General features: G+C 71.9%; 17 protein-coding genes. 7 read left to right on the forward strand and 10 right to left on the reverse strand.

Features of this window, described 5'->3' with window-relative positions; translation table 11 throughout:
- Window positions 1-81: 81 nt before the first annotated feature.
- Window positions 82-1,299 (forward strand): acetyl-CoA C-acyltransferase, encoded by a 1,218-nt coding sequence (locus OG823_RS10205; RefSeq protein WP_371479149.1) that lies wholly within the window; start codon window positions 82-84, stop codon window positions 1,297-1,299.
- Window positions 1,299-3,428, forward strand: coding sequence for a 3-hydroxyacyl-CoA dehydrogenase NAD-binding domain-containing protein (locus OG823_RS10210; RefSeq protein WP_371484396.1), 2,130 nt, complete (start codon window positions 1,299-1,301; stop codon window positions 3,426-3,428). The genes OG823_RS10205 and OG823_RS10210 overlap by 1 nt, the downstream gene beginning before the upstream one ends.
- An 80-nt stretch (window positions 3,429-3,508) precedes the next feature.
- Here OG823_RS10210 and OG823_RS10215 read toward each other — a convergent pair whose 3' ends face one another.
- From OG823_RS10215 to OG823_RS10245, 7 genes are all read right to left on the reverse strand, one after another.
- A complete protein-coding gene (locus OG823_RS10215; protein ID WP_371479150.1) occupies window positions 3,509-3,943 on the reverse strand; it encodes a CBS domain-containing protein in 435 nt (144 codons plus the stop codon).
- Between the two features lie 153 nt (window positions 3,944-4,096).
- Window positions 4,097-5,611: an ArnT family glycosyltransferase gene (locus OG823_RS10220; RefSeq protein WP_371479151.1), complete on the reverse strand. Its 1,515-nt coding sequence runs from the start codon at window positions 5,609-5,611 to the stop codon at window positions 4,097-4,099.
- 170 nt (window positions 5,612-5,781) lie between these two features.
- Window positions 5,782-7,689 (reverse strand): 1-deoxy-D-xylulose-5-phosphate synthase, encoded by a 1,908-nt coding sequence (dxs, locus tag OG823_RS10225; RefSeq protein WP_371479152.1) that lies wholly within the window; start codon window positions 7,687-7,689, stop codon window positions 5,782-5,784.
- Between the two features lie 279 nt (window positions 7,690-7,968).
- A complete protein-coding gene (locus OG823_RS10230; protein ID WP_371479153.1) occupies window positions 7,969-9,270 on the reverse strand; it encodes a sugar ABC transporter permease in 1,302 nt (433 codons plus the stop codon).
- Complete coding sequence (locus OG823_RS10235) at window positions 9,267-10,046, reverse strand: ATP-binding cassette domain-containing protein (protein ID WP_371484399.1); 780 nt, start codon at window positions 10,044-10,046, stop codon at window positions 9,267-9,269. The genes OG823_RS10230 and OG823_RS10235 overlap by 4 nt, the downstream gene beginning before the upstream one ends.
- A 170-nt stretch (window positions 10,047-10,216) precedes the next feature.
- Window positions 10,217-11,311 carry a sugar ABC transporter substrate-binding protein gene (locus OG823_RS10240; protein WP_371479154.1) on the reverse strand — a complete coding sequence of 365 codons (1,095 nt, stop codon included), beginning with the start codon at window positions 11,309-11,311 and terminating at the stop codon, window positions 10,217-10,219.
- A 165-nt stretch (window positions 11,312-11,476) separates the two neighbouring features.
- Window positions 11,477-12,679, reverse strand: coding sequence for an ROK family protein (locus OG823_RS10245; RefSeq protein ID WP_371479155.1), 1,203 nt, complete (start codon window positions 12,677-12,679; stop codon window positions 11,477-11,479).
- 686 nt (window positions 12,680-13,365) lie between these two features.
- On the opposite strand from OG823_RS10245, the gene OG823_RS10250 reads away from it, so the two are divergent.
- From OG823_RS10250 to OG823_RS10270, 5 genes are all read left to right on the forward strand, one after another.
- Window positions 13,366-14,946, forward strand: coding sequence for a PQQ-binding-like beta-propeller repeat protein (locus OG823_RS10250; RefSeq protein ID WP_371479156.1), 1,581 nt, complete (start codon window positions 13,366-13,368; stop codon window positions 14,944-14,946).
- Between the two features lie 145 nt (window positions 14,947-15,091).
- Complete coding sequence (gene pepN / locus OG823_RS10255) at window positions 15,092-17,683, forward strand: aminopeptidase N (RefSeq protein ID WP_371479157.1); 2,592 nt, start codon at window positions 15,092-15,094, stop codon at window positions 17,681-17,683.
- Window positions 17,684-17,811: 128 nt separating this feature from the next.
- Complete coding sequence (locus tag OG823_RS10260; protein WP_371479158.1) at window positions 17,812-19,182, forward strand: ferric reductase-like transmembrane domain-containing protein; 1,371 nt, start codon at window positions 17,812-17,814, stop codon at window positions 19,180-19,182.
- A gap of 57 nt (window positions 19,183-19,239) precedes the next feature.
- Window positions 19,240-19,722, forward strand: a complete 483-nt coding sequence (locus OG823_RS10265) for an FMN-binding protein (protein WP_371479159.1) — start codon at window positions 19,240-19,242, stop codon at window positions 19,720-19,722.
- An 80-nt stretch (window positions 19,723-19,802) separates the two neighbouring features.
- Window positions 19,803-20,624 (forward strand): FAD:protein FMN transferase, encoded by an 822-nt coding sequence (locus OG823_RS10270; RefSeq protein WP_371484402.1) that lies wholly within the window; start codon window positions 19,803-19,805, stop codon window positions 20,622-20,624.
- Between the two features lie 14 nt (window positions 20,625-20,638).
- Here the strand turns inward: OG823_RS10270 and OG823_RS10275 are convergent, their stop codons facing one another.
- The 3 genes from OG823_RS10275 to OG823_RS10285 all read right to left on the reverse strand — a co-directional run bounded on the left by OG823_RS10275 (window position 20,639) and on the right by OG823_RS10285 (window position 24,123).
- Window positions 20,639-20,818, reverse strand: a complete 180-nt coding sequence (locus tag OG823_RS10275; protein ID WP_371484404.1) for a hypothetical protein — start codon at window positions 20,816-20,818, stop codon at window positions 20,639-20,641.
- A gap of 111 nt (window positions 20,819-20,929) precedes the next feature.
- Entirely contained in the window at window positions 20,930-23,029 is a 2,100-nt protein-coding gene (gene malQ / locus OG823_RS10280; RefSeq protein ID WP_371484406.1) for a 4-alpha-glucanotransferase, read from the reverse strand.
- 602 nt (window positions 23,030-23,631) lie between these two features.
- Complete coding sequence (locus OG823_RS10285; RefSeq protein ID WP_371479160.1) at window positions 23,632-24,123, reverse strand: hypothetical protein; 492 nt, start codon at window positions 24,121-24,123, stop codon at window positions 23,632-23,634.
- Between the last annotated feature and the right edge of the window lie 132 nt (window positions 24,124-24,255).

Genomic DNA, 24,255 nt, shown 5'->3' on the forward strand with positions numbered 1-24,255 from the left:
GGCGGAGAAGCAGCGCCGCTCGTGCCTTTGCGGGCGTCGGCCTGCCCACTTCATCCGTTGGTCCCTGGGAGGAGAGCCCCCGTGCCTCGTACCGCGAGGGACGTCGTCTTTGTCGATGGCGTCCGCACCCCGTTCGGCAAGGCAGGCCCGAAGGGCATCTACCACGAGACCCGCGCCGACGACCTGGTCGTCAAGTGCATCCGGGAGCTCGTGCGTCGTAACCCGAACCTGCCCGTCGAGCGCATCGACGAGGTCGCGATCGCGGCCACCACGCAGATCGGCGACCAGGGCCTGACGATCGGCCGCACCGCCGCGCTGCTCTCCGGTCTGCCGAAGTCCGTTCCGGGCTACTCGATCGACCGCATGTGCGCCGGCGCGCTGACCGCCGTCACCGCCACCGCGGGCGGCATCGCCTTCGGCGCCTACGACGTGGTCGTGGCCGGCGGCGTCGAGCACATGGGCCGCCACCCGATGGGCGAGGGCGTCGACCCCAACCCGCGCTTCGTCTCCGAGAAGCTCGTGGACGAGTCGGCCCTGTTCATGGGCATGACGGCGGAGAACCTGCACGACCGGTTCCCGCACATCACCAAGGAGCGCTGCGACGCCTACGCGGTGCGCTCGCAGGAGAAGGCCGCCAAGGCCTACGCCAACGGCGACATCCAGCCGGACCTGGTGCCGGTCTCGGTCCGCAACACCAACCCCGACGCCGGCGAAACCGGCTGGGGCCTGGCGACCACGGACGAGCCGATGCGCCCGGGCACCACGATGGCGAACCTCGCGGGCCTCAAGACCCCGTTCCGCCCGCACGGCAACATCACCGCGGGCAACTCGGCCGGCCTGAACGACGGCGCCACCGCCTCGCTGCTCGCCGCCGAGGACGTGGCCGAGGAGCTCGGCCTGCCGGTCAGGATGCGCATGGTCTCCTTCGCCTTCGCGGGCGTCGAGCCCGAGGTGATGGGCATCGGCCCGGTGCCGGCGACCGAGAAGGCGCTGGCCAAGGCCGGCCTGACGATCGACGACATCCAGGCCTTCGAGGTCAACGAGGCCTTCGCCGTACAGGTGCTGGCCTTCCTGGACCACTACGGCATCGCGGACGACGACGAGCGGGTCAACCCGTTCGGCGGCGCCATCGCGTTCGGCCACCCGCTGGCCTCCTCGGGCGTGCGCCTGATGAACCAGCTGGCCCGCAGCTTCGAGCAGCGCCCGGACGTGCGGTACGGCCTGACCACCATGTGCATCGGCTTCGGCATGGGCGGCACCATCATCTGGGAGAACCCCCACTTCGAGGGTGGTAAGTAATCGTGAGCACCACTGAGCTGCTGAAGCGCGCCGCCGAACTGTTCCCCGGCGAGGTCGTGACGTCCGCGCACGTACGGCACCTGGACCTGCCCCTGCAGGCCGGCAGGCTGGCGCTGATCACCCTGGACAACGGCTTCGACCACACCAAGCCGACCACCTTCGGCCCGGGCTCGCTGGCCGAGCTGTCCGTGGCGCTGGACCAGGTCGAGGCGGAGGCGAAGGACGGGAAGATCGTCGCCGTCGCCGTCACCGGCAAGCCGTTCATCTTCGCGGTCGGCGCCGACCTGAAGGGCGTCGAGGTGCTCAAGGAGCACAGCGACGCGCTGGCGATCGGCAAGGGCGGCCACGACGTCTTCAAGCGGATCGCCGCGCTGCCCGTCCCCAGCTTCGCCTTCTACAACGGCGCGGCGATGGGCGGCGGCGTCGAGGTCGGCCTGCACTGCACCTACCGCACGGTCAGCACCGGCGTGCCGGCGTTCTCGCTGCCCGAGGTCTTCCTCGGCCTGGTCCCCGGCTGGGGCGGCTGCACCATCCTGCCGAACCTGATCGGCCCCTCCAAGGCGATCAAGGTAATCATCGAGAACTCGATGAGCCAGAACAAGCAGCTGCGCGGCAAGGACGTCTTCGAGCTCGGCATCGCGGACGCGATCTTCGAGCCGGCCGACTTCCTGGAGCAGTCGCTGCTGTGGGCCTCCAAGGTGCTCACCGGCGCGACCGCCGTCGAGCGCGAGGAGATCGACCGGGGCAAGGCCTGGGACGACGCCGTCGCCTGGGGCCGCCTGATCGCCGACTCCAAGGTGCACGGCGCCGCCCCGGCCGCCTACAAGGCGCTGGACATCATCCAGCAGGTCAAGGACCAGGACCTGCAGGCGGGCTTCGACGCCGAGGACACCGCCCTGGCCGACCTCATCATGAGCGGCGAGCTGCGGGCCGGCCTGTACGCCTTCAACCTGGTGCAGCGCCGGGCCAAGCGCCCGTTCGGCGCGCCGGACAAGTCGCTGGCCCGCCCGGTCACCAAGGTCGGCGTCGTCGGTGCAGGCCTGATGGCCTCCCAGCTGGCGCTGCTCTTCGCCCGCCGCCTCCAGGTGCCGGTGGTCCTCACCGACATCGACCAGGCGCGCGTGGACAAGGGCGTCGGCTACGTGCACGCCGAGATCGACAAGCTGCTGGCCAAGGGCCGGGTCAACCCCGACAACGCCAACCGGCTCAAGGGCCTGGTCACCGGCTCGCTCGACAAGGCCGCCGCTTTCGGGGACGCGGACTTCGTCATCGAGGCGGTGTTCGAGGAGATGGGCGTCAAGCAGACCGTCTTCGCCGACCTGGAGGCCGTGGTCTCGCCGACCTGCGTGCTGGCCACCAACACCTCCTCGCTCTCGGTCACCGAGATGGCCTCGAAGCTGAAGCACCCCGAGCGGGTCGTCGGCTTCCACTTCTTCAACCCGGTCGCGATCCTCCCGCTGCTGGAGATCGTCCGGGGCGAGCGGACCGACGACGCGTCGCTGGCGACCGCCTTCGGCGTCTCGCGCAAGCTGAAGAAGACCGCCGTCCTGGTCAAGGACGCCCCGGCGTTCGTCGTGAACCGCGTCCTGACCCGCTTCATGGGCGAGATCCAGGCCATCATCGACGAGGGCACCCCGATCGCGACCGTGGAGAAGGGCGTCGAGCCGCTCGGCCTGCCGATGTCCCCGATCGTGCTGCTGGAGCTGGTCGGCCCGGCCATCGCCCAGCACGTCTCGCAGACCCTGCACGGGGCCTTCCCGGAGCGCTTCGGCGTCTCGGAGAACCTCGGCAGGGTGGTCGGGGCCGGCAAGCGCGGCTTCTACCTCTGGGAGGACGGCAAGCAGGTCCTCGACCCCGAGGTGCTGGCGCTGCTGACCCTCGGCGACACCGTGCTGACCGAGGAGCAGGTCCTCGCCCGCTCCCTGGAGGCGGTGGCGCAGGAGATCGGCCTGATGCTCGACGAGGGCGTCGTCGGCGAGGCGCAGGACATCGACCTGTGCATGATCACCGGCGCCGGCTGGCCCTTCCACCTGGGCGGGATCACCCCGTACCTGGACCGTGAGGGCATCTCCGAGCGGGTGAACGGCAAGCGCTTCCTCGCCCAGGGCCTGGCCTCCGTCCCGGCCTGAGCGCGAGCGCGTGCGGCGGAGCGCCGGTGACCCCCTCGCGGGTGGTCACCGGCGCTCCGCCGTCGTGCGCCCCGGCGGGCTCAGCGGCTCATGTAGACGCTGTCCATGAACTCGATGATCTGCCGGTCGGTGAGCCGGCTGCCCTCGCGGTGGCCCATCGCGATGTCGGCCTCGCTGATCATGCCGACCAGCATGTCGTTGTCGATGACCGGGATCCGGCGGATCTGGTGCATCTCCATCTTCTTGAGCACCGTGTCCATGTCGTCGTCGGCCCGGACGCAGTGCAGGTGGCCGCCGAGGTCCTTGGCGGTCATCATCGCCGGGTCCCTGCCCTCGGCGATACATCGGACCACGATGTCCCGGTCCGTGATGATCCCGCTGAGCTTCTGGTCGTCGCCGCAGATCGGCAGCGCGCCGACGCCCATCTCACGCATCATCCGGGCGGCCTCGGCCAGCGTCTGGTCGGCGCGGATGCACTGGGCGCCGCCGTGCATGATGTCACGGGCTGTAGTCACTGGAGTCTCTCCTCGCTCTGCCCCGCGGCCCGGCGACGCGGCGTCGCGGGCCCGATCCGGGAGCTGTACGTGATGATGCGATCACCATAAGCAGCATTCCGGAGGGCGGCGAGTGGATCAGTGCGCGGAGTCCGGCGGGCCCGGCGGACCGGCTCAGCGCTTGAGGCGGTAGACCACCGTGTCGGTGAAGACCCCGACCATCTCGTAGTGGGTCTCCAGCAGGTTCTCGATCCGCGGGACGAGGTCGGGCTGGTAGGGGGCGAGGCCGGAGTCGTCGACGACGACCTCGGGCAGGCCGCCGAGATCGAGGTCCTTGTCGAAGCTCTGCCAGGCGTCGGCGACGCTGTACTGCTCGCCGACGTTCTGGCTGCCGTCCTTGCCGCCGCTGTAGTTGGTCAGGAAGCCCGCGGTCAGGTACCGGGTCGCCGGCCGGCGGTCGGCCAGCCAGTACAGCTCGGGGTGCATGCCCCAGACCAGCACGGTGTCCTTGGGGGTGGTCTGCGCGGCGACGGCCGAGGCGACCTCGGTGGAGCGGTCCAGCCGCTCACCGGGCCAGGCCATCGCGAGCACCCAGAAGGCGGTCGCGGCGGCCGTGCTGTAGATCATCACCGGCTTCCAGCGGATCGCCGAGGTGCAGACCGCGCCGACGCCCAGCAGGACGAGCGGCGGCATCAGCTGGAGGTAGTAGTGGCCGAAGAAGTGGAAGCCCACGCTGACCGCCACCACCGAGGAGACCAGCCAGACCCACAGGTCGGCGGTGGAGCCGCGTTCCTCGGTGGCCGCGGGCAGCGGCCGGTTGCGGTGGCGCAGCCAGAGCCGCCGGCCGAGCGGCAGCATCAGACCGAGGCCGGCCGCCAGCATGATCGCCGAGTTACCGAGGGCCCGGCCCGCCATCTGCACCCAGTTGCCGCCGAACGTGGCGTAGTCGCCGCTTCCGGTGACCACCCAGAACAGGAAGCCCTTGGGCTTGGTGAGGATGACGGCCACCAGCGCTATCGGCAGCGCGAAGCCGAACCAGATCTTTCCGAGGGCAGGCAGCCACCGCACACCGCGGACCCGGGTGTCCTGGAAGAGCATCCACAGGACGGGCAGCATCACCGCGCCACCGGTCTGCTTGGTGAGCGAGCAGAGCGCGACCGCGATGCCCGCGGCCAGCCAGCGGCGCCGTTCGGCGTACCGGAAGGCGGCCACCATGGCGGGCAGCATGAAGACCTCGAAGGTCGCCGCCTGGGTGTCCTCCGGGGAGAGCCCGATGGAGATCATCAGGTACAGCGCCCCGGCGGCCGCACCGGCCCGGTTGCCCCACCGGCCACGCGCGATCGAGGCCAGCAGGATCGCGGTGGCCAGGTGGGCGACGATCGCCAGGGTGCGCAGCGGCCAGAGCGAGAGCGAGCCGAAGACGGTGAAGCAGGCCTCGTACAGCCAGGGCAGCAGCGGGGGCTTGCGGTCGACCACGGTGTCGTAGAGGACGCCGCCGTCGGCCAGCATCCTGGCCTGGGTGGCCAGGAAGCCCTCGTCGGGGCTCCAGACGGGCCGTACGAAGGACGGGACGTGGGTGACGACGGCGATCAGTGCCAGCACCGGGACCAGTCTCGTCCAGTAGCCCGCGCGCACGGCTGCGGGCAGGCGCTCGGTGAGCGCGGCGAGTCGGCGAATGGTGGTCGGCACGAATGACAACCTACCCGGCGGAACCGGTGAGGGTGTCGGCGGTCTCAGCATCCGTACGATTATCGCTACGACCCCTGACGCTCTGTTACGGAGTCGGCGCCACGGGTGGTGCGCCCCCGTCCGAACCGCCGGCCGGCGGTTCGGACGGGCGCAGATCACACCGGGAGCGGTCAGGCCCCGACGCGGGCGCCGTCCACCCGGGAGACCAGGGCGGTCACCTGGCGGGCGATGTCGGGGGCGGTCAGACCGATCTCGGCGAGGATCTCGGCGCGCGAGGCGTGGTCCAGGAACTTCTGCGGGATGCCGAAGTCGCGCAGCGGCACGTCCACGTCGGCGTCGCGCAGGGCCTGGGCGATCGCGGAGCCGACACCGCCGGCCCGGCCGTTGTCCTCGACCGTCACGACGACCCGGTGCTCGGCCGCGAGACCCGGCAGGGCCGCGTCCACCGGCTTGACCCAGCGCGGGTCGACCACGGTGCTGGTGATGCCCTGGGCGGCCAGCAGCTCGGCGGTCTCCAGGCAGAGCGGGGCCATCGCGCCGACCGACACGATCAGCACGTCCGCGCGCCGCTCGCCGGCCCTCTCGCCGCTCTCGCGCAGCACGTCCATGCCGCCGATCCGGGCGAGGGCCGGGACGGCGGGGCCGACGCTGCCCTTGGAGTAGCGCACCACGGTCGGGGCGTCGGTGACCTCGACGGCCTCGCGCAGCTGGGCCCGGACCTGGTCGGCGTCGCGCGGGGCGGCCAGTCGCAGGCCCGGGACGACCTGCAGGATCGACATGTCCCACATGCCGTTGTGCGAGGCGCCGTCGGTGCCGGTGACGCCGGCCCGGTCGAGCACGAAGGTGACCCCGAGGCGGTGCAGCGCGACGTCCATCAGGACCTGGTCGAAGGCCCGGTTGAGGAAGGTCGCGTAGACCGCGACGACCGGGTGCAGACCGTTGCTGGCCAGCCCCGCCGCCGAGACGGCCGCGTGCTGCTCGGCGATGCCGACGTCGAAGGTCCGCTCCGGGAAGGCCTTGGCGAACGGTGCGAGGCCCACCGGGTGGAGCATCGCGGCGGTGATCGCCACGATGTCGGGCCGCTCGTGGCCGAGCGCCACCATCTCCTCGCCGAAGACGGAGGTCCAGTCCTTGCCGGAGCTCTTCACCGGCAGGCCGGTGTCGGGGTGGATGACGGAGACCGCGTGGAAGCGGTCCTCCTCGTTCTGCTCGGCGGGCTTGTAGCCGCGGCCCTTCTCGGTGAGGCAGTGCACGATCACCGGGCCGCCGAAGCCGCGCGCCTTGGTCAGCGCGGACTCCAGGGCGGTGAGGTCGTGGCCGTCGATCGGGCCGATGTACTTGAGGCCGAGGTCCTCGAACATGCCCTGCGGGGCGATGAAGTCCTTGAGGCCCTTCTTGGCGCCGTGCAGGGTCCCGAAGAGCTGCTGGCCGACCACGGGGGTGCGCTGCAGCGCGTCCTTGCCCCAGGAGAGGAACCGCTCGTAGCCCTGGGTGGTGCGCAGGGTGGCGAGGTGGTTGGCCATTCCGCCGATCGTCGGGGAGTAGGAGCGCTCGTTGTCGTTGACGACGATGACGACCGGCAGGTCCCTGGCGTCCGCGATGTTGTTGAGCGCCTCCCAGGCCATGCCGCCGGTGAGGGCGCCGTCACCGATCACCGCGACCACCGGGCGGTCCTTGTGGCCCTGGATCCGGTTCGCCTTGGCCAGCCCGTCGGCGTAGCCGAGGACGGTGGAGGCGTGCGAGTTCTCGATCACGTCGTGCTCGGACTCGGCGCGCGAGGGGTAGCCGGACAGGCCGCCCTTCATCTTCAGCCGGGAGAAGTCCTGGCGGCCGGTGAGCAGCTTGTGGACGTAGCTCTGGTGGCCGGTGTCGAAGAGGATCCGGTCGCGCGGCGAGTCGAACACCCGGTGCAGCGCGATGGTGAGCTCCACCACGCCGAGGTTGGGGCCGAGGTGGCCGCCCGTCTTGGAGACCTCTTCGACCAGGAAGGTGCGGATCTCCTCGGCCAGGGCGGACAGCTGTCCGGGGGTGAGCCGGTCGAGATCGCGCGGTCCCCGAATGCGGGTCAGCAGGGCCACCCGTTCCTCCTCGTTCAAAGTTCTCGAACCCGTTCGAATCCGAGGGGCTTCGCCGCCCAGTGGTGCCGTCGCGGACCGACCGCATCGGTCCGTCCCGGCTGGTCGAGTCTAATGTCCGCCTGGCGGACACCGGGCGGCGCGCCCGTCGTTGCGGCGCGGGCTTGCTCACAACACAGGACGAGGCCCGGCACCCGATCGGTTCGGGTGCCGGGCCTCACAACTGTTTCGCGCGGGGCCGCGGCCTCGTCGCGCGGGGTGTCGGCCCCGTGTTCCGGAGGGTCAGCCCCGGCCTGCGGACTTCTGGGTCCGGCGGGAGACGGAGTCCAGGACGACGGCGGCGAGCAGCACCGCGCCGGTGATCATGTACTGGATCGCCTGGTCGACGTGGACCAGGTCGAGGCCGGTGATGATCGACTGGATCACCAGGATGCCGAGCAGCGCCGACCAGGTCTTGCCCCGGCCGCCGAAGAGGCTGGTGCCGCCGATGACGGCCGCCGCGATGGAGTTCATCAGGACGTTGCCGCTGCCGAGCGCCTTGTCGGCCGAACCCTGCTGGGACATGATGAACAGCCCGCCGAGGGCGGCCATGCCGGCCGAGATCATGAAGACCGAGATCCGGACCCAGGCGACGTTGATACCGGCGCGCCGGGCGGCCTCGATGCCACCGCCGACCGCGAAGATCTGCCGGCCGTAGGAGGTGCGGCGGAGCACGAAGTCGGTGATGATCACGATGCCGAGGAAGATCACCAGCGGCAGCGGCAGGCCGCGGCTCTGGTTCAGCATGTAGGCCGCGGCGAGCGCGATGACCGCCATGACGGCGGTGCGCAGGCCGATCTCGCTCATCGGGCGGGCCGGCAGGCCGGCCGCGTTGCGGCGGCGGCTGTCGAGCACCTGGCCGATCAGGAAGAGGGCCACACCGAGGATCGCGAAGATCCAGGTGACCGCGACCGAGCCGTCGCCGATGAAGTAGTGGTCCAGGTCCGCGATGACGCCGTTGTTGACGACGTTGGCGGTGCCCTTGTCGCCGAGCACGTACTGCTGCAGGCCGCTCCAGGCGAGCAGGCCCGCCAGGGTGACGACGAACGCCGGGACGCCGATCTTGGCGAAGAAGAAGCCGTGCAGCGCGCCGATGGCCACACCGGCCGCGAGCGCGATCACGATCGAGAGCCACTCGTTGATGCCCTGACGGGCCGAGAGGACACCGGCGATGGCCGCCGAGACACCGGCCACCGAGCCGAGCGACAGGTCGATCTCACCGAGCAGCAGCACGAACACGATGCCGACCGCGATCAGGCCGGGGCCCGCGATCCACAGGGTGATGTTCGTGAGGTTGTCGGCGTTGAGGAAGTTGCCGGTCAGGCTCTGGAAGATGATCGCGATCAGGATCAGGCCGAGGACGACCGGCACCGAGCCGAGCTCGCCGCTCTTGATCTTGCGCTTGAAGTCCGCGATGTAGCCCGCGAACCCCTCCTCGCGGACGAGCAGACGGGGGTCGACGACGGCGGTCGCGCCGGCCGCCGGAACCTCGGTGGGCTCGGCCTCGGCGACGGCCGCGGTGGCCTCGGTCTTGTTGGTGCTCACTTCGCTACCTCCGCGATGCGTGCCTGACGCCGGGTCACGGCGTTCTCCGTGGCTCCGGTGATGGCGGAGATGATCTCTTCGTGGGTGGTGGTGGCGACGTCGAACGCGCCGTTGTTGCGCCCGAGGCGCAGCACCGCGACGGTGTTCGCGACGGCCTTGACGTCGGCCATGTTGTGGCTGATCAGGATCACGCCGAGGCCGCGCTCGCGCAGCCGCTCGACCAGGTCGAGCACCTGGGCGGTCTGCTCGACGCCGAGTGCGGCGGTCGGCTCGTCCAGGATGACGATCTTCGGGTCGCCGACCAGGGCGCGGGCGATCGCCACGACCTGACGCTGGCCACCGGAGAGCGCGGCGATCGGGATGCGGACGCTGGGGATGCGGATCGACAGCGTGTCGAGCAGCTCCTTGGCGCGCTTCTCCATCGCGACCTCGTCGAGCGTGCCGAAGCGGCGCAGCTCGCGACCGAGGAAGAGGTTGCCGACCACGTCGAGGTTGTCGCAGAGCGCGAGGTCCTGGTAGACCGTCGCGACGCCCAGCGCCTGGGCGTCCTGCGGGCGGTTGATCCGGACCTCACGGCCGTCCCACTCGATCGACCCCTCGTCGATCGGGTGAACGCCGGCGATCGTCTTCACCAGCGTGGACTTGCCGGCGCCGTTGTCGCCGACCAGTGCGACGACCTCTCCGGCGTGGACCTCCAGGTGGACGTCGGTGAGCGCCTGAACGGCACCGAAGCGCTTGGAGACCCCGCGCAACGCCAGTACGGGTGCGCCTGTCAACTGAACCATCTCCTTCTTCCCGTCCGGCCTGTGAGTCGCAGGGCTGGGGCGGGAGACGCGCGCGGACCTGGGCGCGTCGGGGTAGTGCGAGAAAAGGGGTTGCGCGGTGGGGTGCGCGCAGGTGCCGCCGGCGGCCCCCGTGGGTGCGGGGGCCGCCGGCGGCGTGAGGGCTACTGCAGGCCCGCGGCGGTGCAGGCGGTGGCGTAGTCGCCGGTGCAGATGTCGGCGACCTTGTACAGGCCGTCGGCGATCACCGTGTCCTTGACGTTCGCCTTGGTGACGACCTTCGGGTCCAGCAGCTTGGCCGGGATGGCCTTGTCGGTCGCGCTGTCGACGGTCGAGGACGCGACGCCCTTGACGTCCTTGCCCTGGAGCAGGTTGACGGCGAGCTCGGCGGCGCTGTCGGCCAGCGGCTTGTAGGCCTTGTAGATCGTGTAGGCCTGGTCACCGGTGACGATCCGCTGGATCGCGTCGATGCCCGCGTCCTGACCGCCGACCGGGACGTTGATCCCGGAGGCCTTCAGCTGGGTGATGATGGCGGCGGCCATGCCGTCGTTGGCCGAGTAGACGGCCTGGAAGCCGTCCTTGCCCAGGCTGGTGATCGCGGTGCCGATCTTCTGGCCCGCGACGGTGGGCTTCCACTCGCCCGAGGCCTCGTAGACGACCTTCTTGACCTTGCCGTCGAGCACCTTGTGGGCACCGGACTTGAAGAAGGCGGCGTTCGGGTCGGCCTCGTCACCGTTGATCATGACGACGTTCGAGTCGGCGGCCTTGGCGCCGAGGGCGTCGACCAGGGCCTGGCCCTGGAGCTCGCCGACCTTCTCGTTGTCGAAGGAGACGTAGGCGGCGACCGGGCCGGTGGCCAGACGGTCGTACGCCACGACCTTGACGCCCTTGTCGGCCGCCTCCTTGACCCAGGACTGGGTCGAGGTCGCGTCGAACGCGTCCAGGATGATCACCTTGACGCCCTCGGCGATCAGGGTGTCGAACTGCTGCTTCTGCTTGGAAGCGGAGCCCTCGGCGTTGCTGTACTTGACCTTGCAGTCGGGGCAGAGCGCCGCGACCTTGGCCTCGATGAACGGCTTGTCGAAGGACTCGTAGCGCGTGGAGGAAGCGTTCTCCGGGAGCAGCAGGCCTATGGACTTGGTGTCGCCCGAGCCGGCGCTGGTCTTCTTGTCGTCGCCGGCCTTGCCGCAGGCGGCCATCGAAAGGGCCATCGAAACCGCGGCGGTGGCGATGACAGCGCGACGCATCATGACGTTCATGGTGGGGGTTGCCTCCCTGACATTGCCGCAACGCTGCGGCGAGGTGTTGGGAGTCAACCCGCCCCCGGCATGTGTCGTCAATAAGTAAATCCAACCTCCGGCGGATCCAAACCCTTTCGTTATCTTCCTGAACGCTTACTCGATACCAAACGGGGCAGTTCCCGGTCAGGCCCGAGCAGCCGAAGTGTGACCGGTATGCCCCAGTGCGCCCGATTCGCCCATCTCGCTCATCACCAGCGCGAGCGCCCCGAGCACCTCTGCACGACCACCCAGCGTGCCCGGAACCACCGACAGCTGGCGGGCCGCACTGGGGATCGCATAGCGCGCCACGGAGTCTCTGATGGGGGAAAGCACCAGCTCACCGGCCTCAGCGAGGTCACCGCCGAGGATGATCCGACGGGGATTGAGCAGGTTGCAGAGAGTAGCCACCCCTGTTCCGATCTGCCGGCCCGCGTCCGCGATCACTCGACGGCATCCCAGATCACCCTGCTGAGCGAGCTGCACGACCTTGGAAAGCGTCAGGTCGCCGCCAAGGTTGGCGTTCAAGAGATTGAGCAGGTAGCGGGACCCGACGAAGGTCTCCAGGCAGCCCCGGTTGCCGCAGCGGCAGACCGGTCCGGCCTCGTCCAGGGTGATGTGCCCGATCTCGCCGGCCGTGCCGCCCGGGCCCCGGTAGATCTGGCCGTTGATGACCAGGCCGGCGCCCACGCCGCTGGCCACCTTGATGTACGCCAGGTCGCTCAGCCCGCGCCCGGCGCCCCAGACCAGCTCGCCCAGGGCGCCCAGGTTGGCGTCGTTGTCCACGTGCACCGGCATCCCCAGGCGGGCCGCCAGCTCACGGCCGGGCGCGATGCCCGTCCAGCCCGGCAGGATCGCCGTGGAGCCGAGCGCGCCGGTCTCCACGTCGATCGGGCCGGGCACGCCCAGACCCACGCCGATCACCTTGTCCGAGGGGAACCCGGCCTGCTGGAGCAGCCGGTCGACCAGCGACTCCGCGCGGTCGAAGCCCTGCGCGGCCGAGACGTCGACGTCGATCGGCTCGCTCTCCTCGGCCAGCACCCGGTGCGCCAGGTTGCCGACCGCCACCCGCAGATGGGTGTGGCCGAAATCGATGCCGACCACGATTCCCGCGTCGCCGCTGAGCGACACGCTTCGGGCCCGGCGGCCGCCGGAGGAGGTGTCGGCCACCACGACGGTGCCGCTCTCCTTCAGCTCGCGGACGATGTTCGACACCGTGGCCGCCGAGAGTCCGGTACTGCGTGCGATCTCGGCCTGTGTCAGCGAGCCGGCCATCCTGACCGCCCGCAGCACTCGTTCGAGATTCGCCCGGTGCAGTGAGGACTGCGATCCCGGTGTGTCCGTCGACATGAATTCACCCTCCCAGGGGCGCGGAGACAGTCCGTCCCCGCCCTTGCCGCGCCGTTGCGGCGGAGTCCGTTGTGACAGTGGCCGGGTCACCGAAAGATGTGGAGGCCTCAACCAGCTGTTCACTTTCAACTTCTGAACTCTAAGCTCAGCCAAGCCCGGAACGCCCCGTCAAGGCCGAACGGGGATCGTTGTCAAACCTCTGCCGGACACCAGTCCGGCCGCGGCCGCCATCCGTTCGGCGGCGACCGATGCCCGGCACGCCCGGCCGAGGGCCGCTCCGGCCCCCGGCGCGCCCCGCCGGGGCCCCGGCAGACGACCGGTGCGGACCGGTCGGCACTCGGGCCGACGACCGGTTCGGACTGCTCGGAGCCCCGGGCCGACGCCCGGGTGCGGACCGGTCCGCACCCCGCGCGCCGGTCCGGCAACCGTCGAAAAATCGGGCCCCCTTACGATGGTGCCCATCTCACCCGCCCCAGCAGCCTCGGGCGTACCAGGCTCCCGGCGGGACATAACCACACATGACGGGGCATCAGATGGCAGGGGATCACCCGAACCCGGGTACAGGCGACACCGCCGGCGGCGGCGGACCGCAGGAGCATCGGGGGGTGTCGCTCGGGAGGCGGCCGTCCCCCGACCCGGCGGCCGTCGCCGACCGACCGACGCAGCTCGGGGGTGCTCCCGTTCCCGTGCCCGCCGCCGGGCCCGCCGCCCCGCCCGCTCCCGGCAGCGGGGGCGGCCACCCGCCGACCGCCGCCGCCTTCCCCGCGCAGTACGGCGACCGGGCGCCGCAGGCTCCCCCGCCCCCGGGCGCGCCGGTCGGGCCGTTCGCCCCGTACGCCTCGGCCGGGCCGCAGCCGTTCGCGGGCCAGGCCCCGCCGCCCGCCTACGGGTACCCGCAGGCGCCCGCTCCCGGGCTCCCCCCGTACGGCGGGTACGGCTACCCCGGCTCGCCGGCGCCCGTGGTCAGGCGGCGCAACCCCGTGCTGCTCTACGGCGGCATCGTCGTCGGTGTGCTCGGCGTCGCCATCGTGATCGGCCTGGTCATCCTGTTCGGCGGCAACGGCGGCAACGGCGACCGCACCGCCGACGGCGGCACCGGCGGGGGCGACGGCGCCGCGAGCGGCTACAACACGGCCTGGACCGCCGCCAAGCCCCCGTCGGGCAGCTCGGGCTCGATGCTCGGCGCCTGGACCACGGACAAGCTCGCGGTGCGCGGCGACGGCAAGGCCATCACCGCCTACAACCTCGCCGACGGCACCTCCGCCTGGACCATCGCGCCGCCGGCCGGGGTGAAGGAGTTCTGCTCGATGTCCGCCGCGGCGAACAGCCGGCGGATCGCCGCGGTCTCGCTCAACACGGGGGACGGCGACTGCTCCACGCTCGGCGCCGTCGACCTCGGCACCGGCAAACTGCTGTGGTTCAAGAAGGTCGGCACGGAGAAGATCTACTCGCCGACGCTGAGCGTCACCGACAAGGTCGTGGCGCTGGGCTCCTCCTCGTCCCTGGGCGCGTTCGCCGTCGCCGACGGCGCCCCGGCCTGGACGTACCAGCCGCGCGACGAGAACTGCAGTGTGTACGCGAGCGCCGCGGGCAACACGATCGTGGTCAGCGACCGCTGCTACAGCAGCAAGATCACCACCAAGTCGGTCCTGCAGGTGCTGGACGCGGAGAGCGGAAAGGCCGCCACCCAGGTGACCCTCTCCGGCACCAGCGAGCGGCTCAGCTCGGTGATCTCCGCCAAGCCGCTGGTGGTCGAGATGTCCAACGGCTCCGACGGCGACTACCTGATGGGCTTCGACAGCGCGGGCAAGCCGACCGCCAAGCTCCCGACCAAGGAGGCCGGCAGCGACAGCCTGCAGTTCTCCGACGCCTCCGACCCGTTCACCCTCGACGTCGTCAGCGGCAGCACGCTGTACGTGCAGAACCGCAGCGGCGAGAAGTACGCGATCGAGGCCTTCGACCTGACCGGCGGCAAGAAGCTCTGGGAGCAGGCCGGCACCGGCCGGCAGGGCCTGCGGCTGGTCTCGGGCACCGACAAGGACGGCGCGGTGCGGGCCGTCTCCGCCGACGGTTACAACGACCCCGCCCGGCTGGTGAAGCTCGGACCGGCCGACGGCGCGGTCACCGACATCGCCCCGATCACCGTGCCGAAGAACCAGCTGATGATCTACAGCCTGACCCAGTTCGTCATCGGCGACGACGGGGCGATGACCGCCTTCACCCGCAGCAGCGGTACCGGGCCCGTCATGCGGTTCACCAGGAGGTAGCACCGGGCACTCCCGGCTGACGCGCCGTCGCGGGCCCGGACGCCACCTGCGTCCGGGCCCGCGGCGGGCACGGGTATTCCCGCGCCCGCGGTGCCCGGGCGTGGGAGGATGCGGAGCATCCCTGCCTGACGAAGGAGTCCTGCGAGTGCCTGGCACCAACCTGACCCGTGAGGAGGCCCGCACCCGGGCCGAACTTCTCCACGTGGACGCTTACGACATCGAGCTCGACCTGAGCTCGGCCCGTGACGGGGGCACCTTCCGGTCCACCACCGTGGTCCGTTTCGGCGCCAGCACCCCCGGCGCCTCCACCTTCATCGACCTGGTCGCGCCGAGCGTCAGCGAGATCGTGCTCAACGGCGAGAGCCTGCCGGTCGGCAACTTCTCCGACAGCCGGATCGCTCTGCCCGCGCTGCGGGCCGAGAACGAGCTGCGGGTGGTCGCCGACTGCGCCTACACCAACACCGGTGAGGGCCTGCACCGCTTCGTCGACCCGGTGGACGGCGAGACGTACCTGTACACCCAGTTCGAGGTGCCCGACGCCCGCCGGGTGTTCGCCTCCTTCGAGCAGCCGGATCTCAAGGCCGCGTTCCGGTTCACCGTGACCGCGCCGACCGGCTGGGTCGTGGTCTCCAACTCCCCCACCCCGGCGCCGGTCGGCGAAGGGGCCACGCAGGTCTGGACGTTCGAGCCGACCGGCCGGATCTCCTCGTACATCACCGCGCTGATCGCCGGCCCCTACGTGGGCGTCTTCGACACCTACGAGAACGGCGCGCAGTCCGTCCCGCTGGGCGTCTACTGCCGGCCGTCGCTGCGCGAGTTCCTGGACGCCGACGCGATCTTCGCGGTCACCAGGCAGGGGTTCGACTACTTCCAGGAGAAGTTCGACTACCCCTACCCCTTCGCCAAGTACGACCAGCTGTTCGTGCCGGAGTTCAACGCCGGCGCGATGGAGAACGCCGGCGCCGTGACGCTGCGCGACCAGTACGTGTTCCGCTCCAAGGTGACCGACGCCGCGTACGAGTCGCGGGCCGCGACCATCCTGCACGAGCTGGCCCACATGTGGTTCGGCGACCTGGTCACCATGGAGTGGTGGAACGACCTCTGGCTGAACGAGTCGTTCGCGACCTTCGCCGAGGCCGTCTGCCAGGCCGAGGCCCCCGGCTCCAAGTGGCCGGGCTCCTGGACCACCTTCGCCAACCAGATGAAGACCTGGGCGTACCGGCAGGACCAGCTGCCCTCCACCCACCCGATCATGGCCGAGATCAACGATCTCGAGGACGTCATGGTCAACTTCGACGGCATCACCTACGCCAAGGGCGCCTCGGTGCTCAAGCAGCTGGTGGCGTACGTCGGCCAGGACGCCTTCTTCAAGGGCGTCCAGGCGTACTTCAAGCGCCACGCCTGGGGCAACACCCGGCTCGCCGACCTGCTCGGCGCGCTGGAGGAGACCAGCGGCCGCGACCTCGGCGCCTGGTCCAAGGCCTGGCTGGAGACGGCCGGCATCAACATCCTGCGTCCCGAGCTGACCGTGGCCGCCGACGGCACCGTCACCTCGCTCGCCGTGCTCCAGGAGGCCCCCGCGCTGCCCGCCGGCGCCAAGGGCGAGGCCGTGCTGCGCCCGCACCGGATCGCCGTCGGCGCCTACGACCTCCAGGACGGACGGCTGGTGCGCACCGAGCGGATCGAGCTGGACGTCCAGGGTGCCAGGACCGAGGTTCCGCAGTTCGCCGGCCGCAAGCGCCCCGCCGTGCTGCTGCTCAACGACGACGACCTGAGCTACGCCAAGGTCCGCCTCGACGAGGCCTCGCTGGCCGTCGTCACCGAGCACCTCGGCGCGTTCACCGACTCGCTGCCGCGCGCCCTGTGCTGGGCCTCCGCCTGGGACATGACCCGGGACGGCGAGCTGGCGGCGCGCGACTACCTGACGCTGGCCCTCTCCGGCCTGCCCCGGGAGTCCGACATCGGCGTCGTCCAGTCGGTGCACCGCCAGGTCCGTGCCGCGCTGGACCTGTACACCGACCCGGTCTGGCGCGAGAGCGGCCTCGGCCGCTGGGCCGCCGCCGCGGAGGAGCAGCTGCGCGCCGCCGAGCCCGGCAGCGACCACCAGCTGGCCTGGGCCCGCGCACTGGCGTCCGTCGCCCGCACCGACGGGCAGCTCGCCCTGCTCGCCGGCCTGCTGGACGGCTCGGTCGAGCTGAAGGGCCTGGCCGTGGACACCGAGCTGCGCTGGACGCTGCTCGGCCGCCTGGCCGCCACCGGCCGCGCGGACGACGCGGCCATCGACGCCGAGCTCGCCCGGGACCGTACGGCCGCCGGTGAGCAGCACGCCGCCACCTGCCGGGCCGCCCGACCGACCGCCGCCGCCAAGGCCGGGGCCTGGGAGTCGGTCGTCGAGTCGGACAAGCTCACCAACTACGTGCAGGACGCGGTCATCGCCGGCTTCGTCCAGTCCGACCAGCGTGAGCTGCTCGCCCCGTACACCGCGAAGTACTTCGCGGCGGTCAAGGACGTCTGGGAGAGCCGCAGCCACGAGATCGCCCAGCAGATCGTGGTCGGCCTCTACCCGGCGCTCCAGGTCGAGCAGGCCACGCTGGACGCCACCGACGCCTGGCTGGCCTCGGCCGAGCCGACGCCGGCCCTGCGCCGCCAGGTGGTCGAGGCGCGCGACGGCGTGCAGCGCGCCCTGCGGGCCCAGGCCGCCGACCGGGCGGCCGGCGCGCGCGCAGCGGGGCACTGACCCAGCGGAGCGGGCCGGTGCAGGGGGCGCTTCGCCCCCGCACCGGCCCGCTCTGTCGTTTCCGCAGGGATTTTCAAAGGAAACGCCCATCTTCCGGTGGCACGCTGGCTCGTCTAGGAGGCCAGCCGATGACCACAAGCGTTACCACCGCCGCCCGCCGGGCCCGGCGCACCAGCACCCGGCGGATGTCGCCCGACGCCCTCACCACCGCCGTGCTCGCGCTGATCGGCGCGGGCGCCGCCGCCGTCCTGGCGCTCTGGTGGCAGGACACCGCGAGCGTCGCCGGCGCCGGCCAGTGGCTGAGCGGCGCCGGGCGGATCACCGGCCTGCTGGCCGGCTACACCGCGCCCGTCCTGGTCCTGCTGATGGCCCGCACGCCCCTGCTGGAGCGCGGTCTGGGCGCCGACCGGCTGGCCCGCTGGCACTCCGTCGGCGGGCGCTACCTGGTCGGGCTGCTCACCGCCCACGTGCTCACGATCATCTGGGGCTACGCCCTGACCGTGCACCGGGGCGTGGTCGGCGAGGGCGTCGACATCGTGCTGCACTACCCGGACATGCTGAAGGCGACCTTCTCCACCCTCTTGATGTTCGGCGTCGGCGCGGTCTCCGCGCGGGTCGCCCGCCGCCGGATCGGCTACGACCTCTGGTACCACCTGCACCTCGCCACCTACCTGGCGGTCGCGCTCGGCTTCGCGCACCAGCTCGCCAACGGCGCCGACCTGGGCGAGGGCCCGGCCCGGGCCGCCTGGTACGCGCTGTACCTGGGCACCGCGGCCGTGCTCGGCTGGTACCGCCTCGTCCTCCCGTGGCTGCGCGACCGGCGGCACCGGCTGCGGGTGGCCGAGGTCCGCCGGGAGGCGCCCGGGGTGGTCTCGGTCTTCGTGACCGGGCAGCGGCTGGAGGAGCTGCGGGCCGAGGCGGGCCAGTTCTTCCGGCTGCAGTTCCAGGCGCCCGGGCTGCGCTGGTCCGCCAACCCGTACTCGCTCTCCGCCCCGCCGCACCCGCACTTCCTGCGCTTCACCGTCAAGGATCTCGGGCGTCACAGCGCCGCGGTGGCCGCGCTCGCGCCGGGCACCGCCGTCCGCGCCGAGGGGCCGTACGGCGCCCTCACCGCGCGCCGCCTGCGCGGCGGCGGGCGGCCGGTGCTGCTGCTGGCGGCGGGTGTCGGGATCACGCCGCTGCGCGCCCTGTTCGAGACCCTGCCCGCCCCGCGCGGCGCCCTGACCCTGGTCTACCGGGCGAGCAGCGAGGCCGACGTGGTGTTCCGCGAGGAGCTGGCGGCGGTCGCGGCCCGGCGCGGCGCGCGGGTGCACTACCTGCTCGGCCCGCGCGCGGAGGTGGGCGACACCGGGGCCGCGCTGGCCCGCCTGGTGCCCGGGCTGATCCGGCACGAGGTCTACCTCTGCGGGCCGGACGCCCTCGCCGAGGCGGCCGTACGGGCCCTGCGGGCCGCCGGGGTGCCGCGCGGGCGCATCCACCACGAGTCGTTCAGCTTCTGATCCGCCGGCCTCCGGGCCCACCGTTCGATCCGCCGCCAGATCCACCCGGGAGTCCCCTTGCGCAGAGCCGTCGTCGCCAGCAGCGCCACCGTGGCAGGCATAGTCCTGCTGCTCTCGCTCAAGCCGCACGAAGCGGCCACCACCCCGGCCGCCGTCAGCAGCGGCGGCGGCTCGGGAACGGGCACCGACACCGGTGCGCAGAACCCGTCCGACGCCACGAACCCGTCCGCCGGCGCGAGCGGTGCCGCGGCCGCCGGCACCACCCGGACGGTCACCGGGAGCGCCGCGGACACCCGGTTCGGCCCGATCCAGGTCAAGGTCACCCTGGACGGCACGAAGATCACCAAGATCGACGTGGTCGAGTACCCCTCGCACGACCACCGGGACCAGGAGATCAACAGCTACGCGCTGCCGCTGCTCAACCAGGAGGCCATCGCCGCCCAGAGCGCGCACATCGACGTCGTCTCCGGCGCGACCTTCACCAGCCAGGGCTACACCACCTCGCTGCAGAGCGCCCTCGACCAGGCGGCCGCCGGATGACGGCCGGCTCGCCCGCCGCCCTGCCGCCGGAGTTCCGCCGGGGCCCGGTGCACGCCCCGCTGCGGCACGCCGAGCACGTCATGGGCACCGTCTTCTCGTTCACCGTCCGCGACGCCGGCAGCGGCCCGCGGCGGGCCGGGATCGAGGCGGCGCTGCGCCGGGCCGTCGAGCGGCTGCACCGGATCGACGAGACCTACTCCCCGTACTGGCGCCACAGCAGCGTGAGCAGGCTGGCGCGCGCGGAGATCACCCTGACCGACTGCGACCCCGAGGTGGCCGAGGTGCTGGAGCGCTGCGCGGAGGTCGCCCGGGAGACGGACGGCTGGTTCACCGCGCACCCCGGCGGCCGGCTCGACCCGAGCGGGTGGGTCAAGGGCTGGGCGGTGGAGCAGGCCGTACGGGAGCTGCGCGCGGCGGGCGCGGCCGACCTGAGCGTCGGCGGCGGCGGGGACGTCCAGACGGTGGGCGGCCCCTGGCGGATCGGCATCGCCCACCCCTCACGCCCCGGCGAGCTGAGCGCGGTGGTGGCCGGCCACGACCTGGCGGTCGCCACCTCCGGCACCGGCGAGCGCGGCCCGCACATCCTCGACCCGTACACCGGCCGGCCCGCCGAGGGCCTGCGGTCGCTGACCCTGGTCGGCCGACCGCCGCTCGGTCTGGCCCGCGTGGACGCCTGGGCCACGGCGGCCTTCGCGATGGGGCCGGAGCGGGGCCCGGCCTGGGCCGAGGCCAGGGCCGGCGTCGAGGCACTCGCCGTCCTGGCGGACGGCGGCAAGCGCTGGACCGGCGGGTTCCCCGCCCTGGTGGCCGCCACCGCGATCACCGTCCGCCCGGGCGCCGGAGCCGGACACGCGGCTGCCCCGCCGACCACGGAGGGCGGGCGGGGCAGCCGGACGCGCTGACGGGTGCGGGGGCGCTACTTCTTCTTGTCCTTGCCGACGACCGACGGCAGCATGACCAGGCCGGCGATCACCAGGAACAGGACGATCGGGATGGCCACGTACAGGCCGAGGGTCTGGGCGACGCTCAGACCCGTGCCCGGGTCGTCGCCGTCGTCCCTGGTCAGGGCCATGGCGGGCGACGACATCAGCATCATCAGCGTGGCCGCTGCGGAAACCGCACCGGCGCGCAAAGCGTTCCTCTTGTCCACGTTTCCACCGTACCGGCCCCTCACCCGGCGGCGCGCGCCGGGGTCGCCCTTCCGTGGTCAGTCCTGCGGGCGTCCCTCGCGCGGGGGCGCCAGGGCGCGCAGCAGCCCGGCGAGCCCCGCGGTGCCCGGCGCGGCGGCGACCTGGTCGAGGGTCAGCGGCCGCCCGGCCGCGTCGGCCACCGGCAGCCGCCAGTTGGGGTACTGGTCCCAGGTGCCCGGCAGGTTCTGCGGGCGGGGATCGCCGACGGCGTCGGGCAGCCAGACGCCCACCAGCTCGGCCGGGGTCGCCAGCAGGAACCGGTGCAGCGCGAGCGGGTCCAGCGGCGCGCCGGGGGCGAGCAGGCCGAGCCGGGTCAGCTCCGCCCGCCAGTCGGCCAGTTCGGCCGCGGCCTCGGCCTGCTCCTCGCCCAGCGCGCGGGCCAGCAGCCCCAGCCGGTGGCGCAGTTCCACGTGCTCACCGGTCAGGCGGGCCGCGGTGCTGGGCAGGTCGTGGGTGGTGAGGGTGGCCAGGCAGCCGGAGCGCCAGGCACCGGGGGCGAGGATCTCGCCCTTCGCCCGCCAGTCCCGCTCGAACCAGAGCACCGAGGTGCCGAGGATGCCGCGCGCCGCCAACTCCTCGCGCACGCCCGGCTCGACGGTGCCCAGGTCCTCGCCGATCACCGCGGTGCCGGCCCGGTGCGCCTCCAGTGCGAGCACGCCGAGCATCGCCTCGGCGTCGTAGCGCACGTACGCGCCCTCGGTCGGGCGGTGACCCTCCGGCACCCACCAGAGCCGGAACAACCCCATCACGTGGTCGATCCGCAGCGCTCCCGCGTGCCGGGCGGCGGAGCGCAGCAGCTCGGCGTACGGCGCGTAGCCGGCGGCGGCCAGCGCGTCGGGGCGCCAGGGCGGCAGGCCCCAGTCCTGGCCGTGGGCGTTGAAGGCGTCCGGCGGGGCGCCGGTGGAGATGCCGGCGGCCAGCACGTCCTGCAGCACCCAGGCGTCGGCGCCGTCCGGGTGCACCCCGACGGCGAGATCGTGGATCAGGCCGACGGCCATCCCGGCCTCCTTCGCCGCCCGCTGGGCGTGGCCGAGCTGCTCGTCGACCAGCCAGGCCAGCCAGCGGTGGAACTCGACCCGGTCGGCCAGCTCCTGCGCGGCGAGGGCGACGTGCGGGCTCCCCGGACGGCGCAGGCCCCTGGGCCAGGCGTGCCAGTCGCTGCCGTGCGCCTCGGCGAGCGCCGACCAGAGGGCGTACTGCTCCAGCCACCCGCCCTCACGGCGGACGAACCCGGCGTACGCCGCCGCCCGCCCCACCCCGCGCGGGACGCCGTGCAGCACCTCCAGCGCCTCCCGCTTGGCCTCCCACACCGCATCCCGGTCGATCAGTCCGTCGTGCTCCAGCACCTCCGCCCGCAGTCGCCCGCCCCGGGCCGCGTACTCCTCGACCCGCGCGCGCTGCGCCGGCGTCAGGTACGCGTACTCGGGAACGGCCTCCACCCGCAGGTGCACCGGGTCCGCGAAGCGGCGCGAGGACGGACGGTAGGGCGACGGGTCGGACGGCGCGCCCGGCAGCGCCGCGTGCAGCGGGTTGATCTGCACGAAGCCCGCGCCCAGCCCGGCGCCCGCCCACTGGGCGAGCTCCGCCAGGTCGCCGAGGTCGCCCATCCCCCAGGAGCGCTCCGAGAGCACCGAGTACAGCTGCGCGAGGAACCCCCAGCCGCGCCCCCGCAGGCCCGTCGTGCGCTCGGGCGCGACGATCAGCGTGGCCTGCGCCCGCCGCCCGCCCGCCGTCACCCGCAGCAGGTGCCGGCCCAGCGGAAGGTCGGCGGGCAGCCAGTGCGAGCGCCCGGCCGGCAGCGCCCACACGCCGCCGTCCTCCAGCTCCACGCTCACCCGCGCGTCGGCGGGCACGTCCAGCGCGGTGCGCCGGCCGGCCCGCACCACCACGCAGGGCGGCAGCAGCCGCTCCCTGAGCTCGGCGAGGTGACGCTCCGTCGACTCCCGGACCGCCTCCGGCGTCCCGGCCTCCACCCCCAGCGCGGCGAGCACCGCCACCAGCGTCCGGGCCCCGACCGGCACCGGTCCGCTGCCCGGGTCGTACGTACTGTCCACGCCGTGCGCGTGCGCCAGCGCCACCAGCTCCGGCGGGGGCGGCGGCGCGTCCTGTGCCGGCACCTGCCGGCTGCCTGCTGCTTCGTCACGGTCGAGGTATGCGGCCACTCGCGGCTCCTGCGGGTCTCGGCGACGCCCGTACGGGACAGCACAGTCCTACCCGCGCGGGGGTCGGCCGACCCGGCACGACACGGCGGCGCCGGTGTGTCGCCGGGTCGGCGGGTCGGCGGTGGCGACGTGGGGGTGGCCGCCGCCGGCGGGGCCGCGCACCGGGCCGGACGCCCCGCATACGTCCATGCAGATCCGCAGCAGCCCGTTGGTGCCGGACTTGTTGGCCGGACTGGTCGGCGCCCGCGTAGGCGTTCCACTGTTGCGGGTCGCCGACGTCCGTGACGGGGCCGGGGCTGATGAAGCGCCCTGTCTCTGTTGCCTGCGATCCGACCGTAGGACGGTCGAAGGCAACAACTTGCTCCGCTGCGGGGAGGGAGTCCTTGCGCGTACACCTCGGCGATGTTGTGGATCTGCGAGTGCCAGAGCCGACCAAATCGCCTCGGACCTCCAGCAGCCGTGAAGACACAGCTGGAAGCAGTGGACAGACGAGGCTTCCTCAAGCGGCAGAGCGCCCGTCCGAGCAGCGCACTCACAAGATCACCGGACGGCGATCCTTAAATCAGACCCCGGCGGTCTGCCAAACTGTCGAGCAGTTGACGCGCAACCGCAGCCACAGCAGCATCCGAGTCCTGCGTAATCGATTCGATGATTCCCTTCGACGCCGCTACTGCCGCCCTCGAATTCTCTTCCCAGGAGACCTTTTCATCATAGGATGAACGATACTGCGGCGCGGCAGCAGCCGCGGCATCAGCCCATTGCCGCGTGGAATTCACAGCAGCAATCAACTCCAGAATCTCAATCCGGCAATTCACTTCGGGAAGTCTCGCCAATTCCATCAGAAATGGAATCACGCTAGCCGTGGCCTCCGTGAGAACAAATCCCAATTCACACACCCGATCCGCCAGCTCATCAATGGCATCACGGGCATCGTCCTCACCGACCCAAGCCAACTTTGAAAGCAGCGCCGGAAGTTCGACCGCTGAACCCGTAGCGTCGGAGAGTTCGCCCCATCGAACAGCAGAGAGTCGCTTGAGCGGCCTTCCCATTGCATCACCCTTGGAATAGATCAGTTACCTGGAACCTCGACATCACAGCCTGGCATTGCGGACACGCCGGGAGCAAATCCCTATATCGGGCGTGATCGAATGGCTTTCGGAGCATCGCTAGGCTACTGCTTC

Origin of the sequence: Kitasatospora sp. NBC_00315 (assembly GCF_041435095.1) — a bacterium.
Classification (GTDB): domain Bacteria; phylum Actinomycetota; class Actinomycetes; order Streptomycetales; family Streptomycetaceae; genus Kitasatospora.

What these genes read in the sequence shown, in the direction of transcription:
- OG823_RS10275 (WP_371484404.1), bottom strand. Translation starts at nt 20,818, where the DNA reads ATGATGCTGATGTCGTCGCCCGCCATGGCCCTGACCAGGGACGACGGC.
- OG823_RS10245 (WP_371479155.1), bottom strand. Translation starts at nt 12,679, where the DNA reads ATGTCGACGGACACACCGGGATCGCAGTCCTCACTGCACCGGGCGAAT.
- OG823_RS10285 (WP_371479160.1), bottom strand. Translation starts at nt 24,123, where the DNA reads ATGGGAAGGCCGCTCAAGCGACTCTCTGCTGTTCGATGGGGCGAACTC.
- OG823_RS10270 (WP_371484402.1), top strand. Translation starts at nt 19,803, where the DNA reads ATGGGCACCGTCTTCTCGTTCACCGTCCGCGACGCCGGCAGCGGCCCG.
- OG823_RS10260 (WP_371479158.1), top strand. Translation starts at nt 17,812, where the DNA reads ATGACCACAAGCGTTACCACCGCCGCCCGCCGGGCCCGGCGCACCAGC.
- OG823_RS10240 (WP_371479154.1), bottom strand. Translation starts at nt 11,311, where the DNA reads ATGAACGTCATGATGCGTCGCGCTGTCATCGCCACCGCCGCGGTTTCG.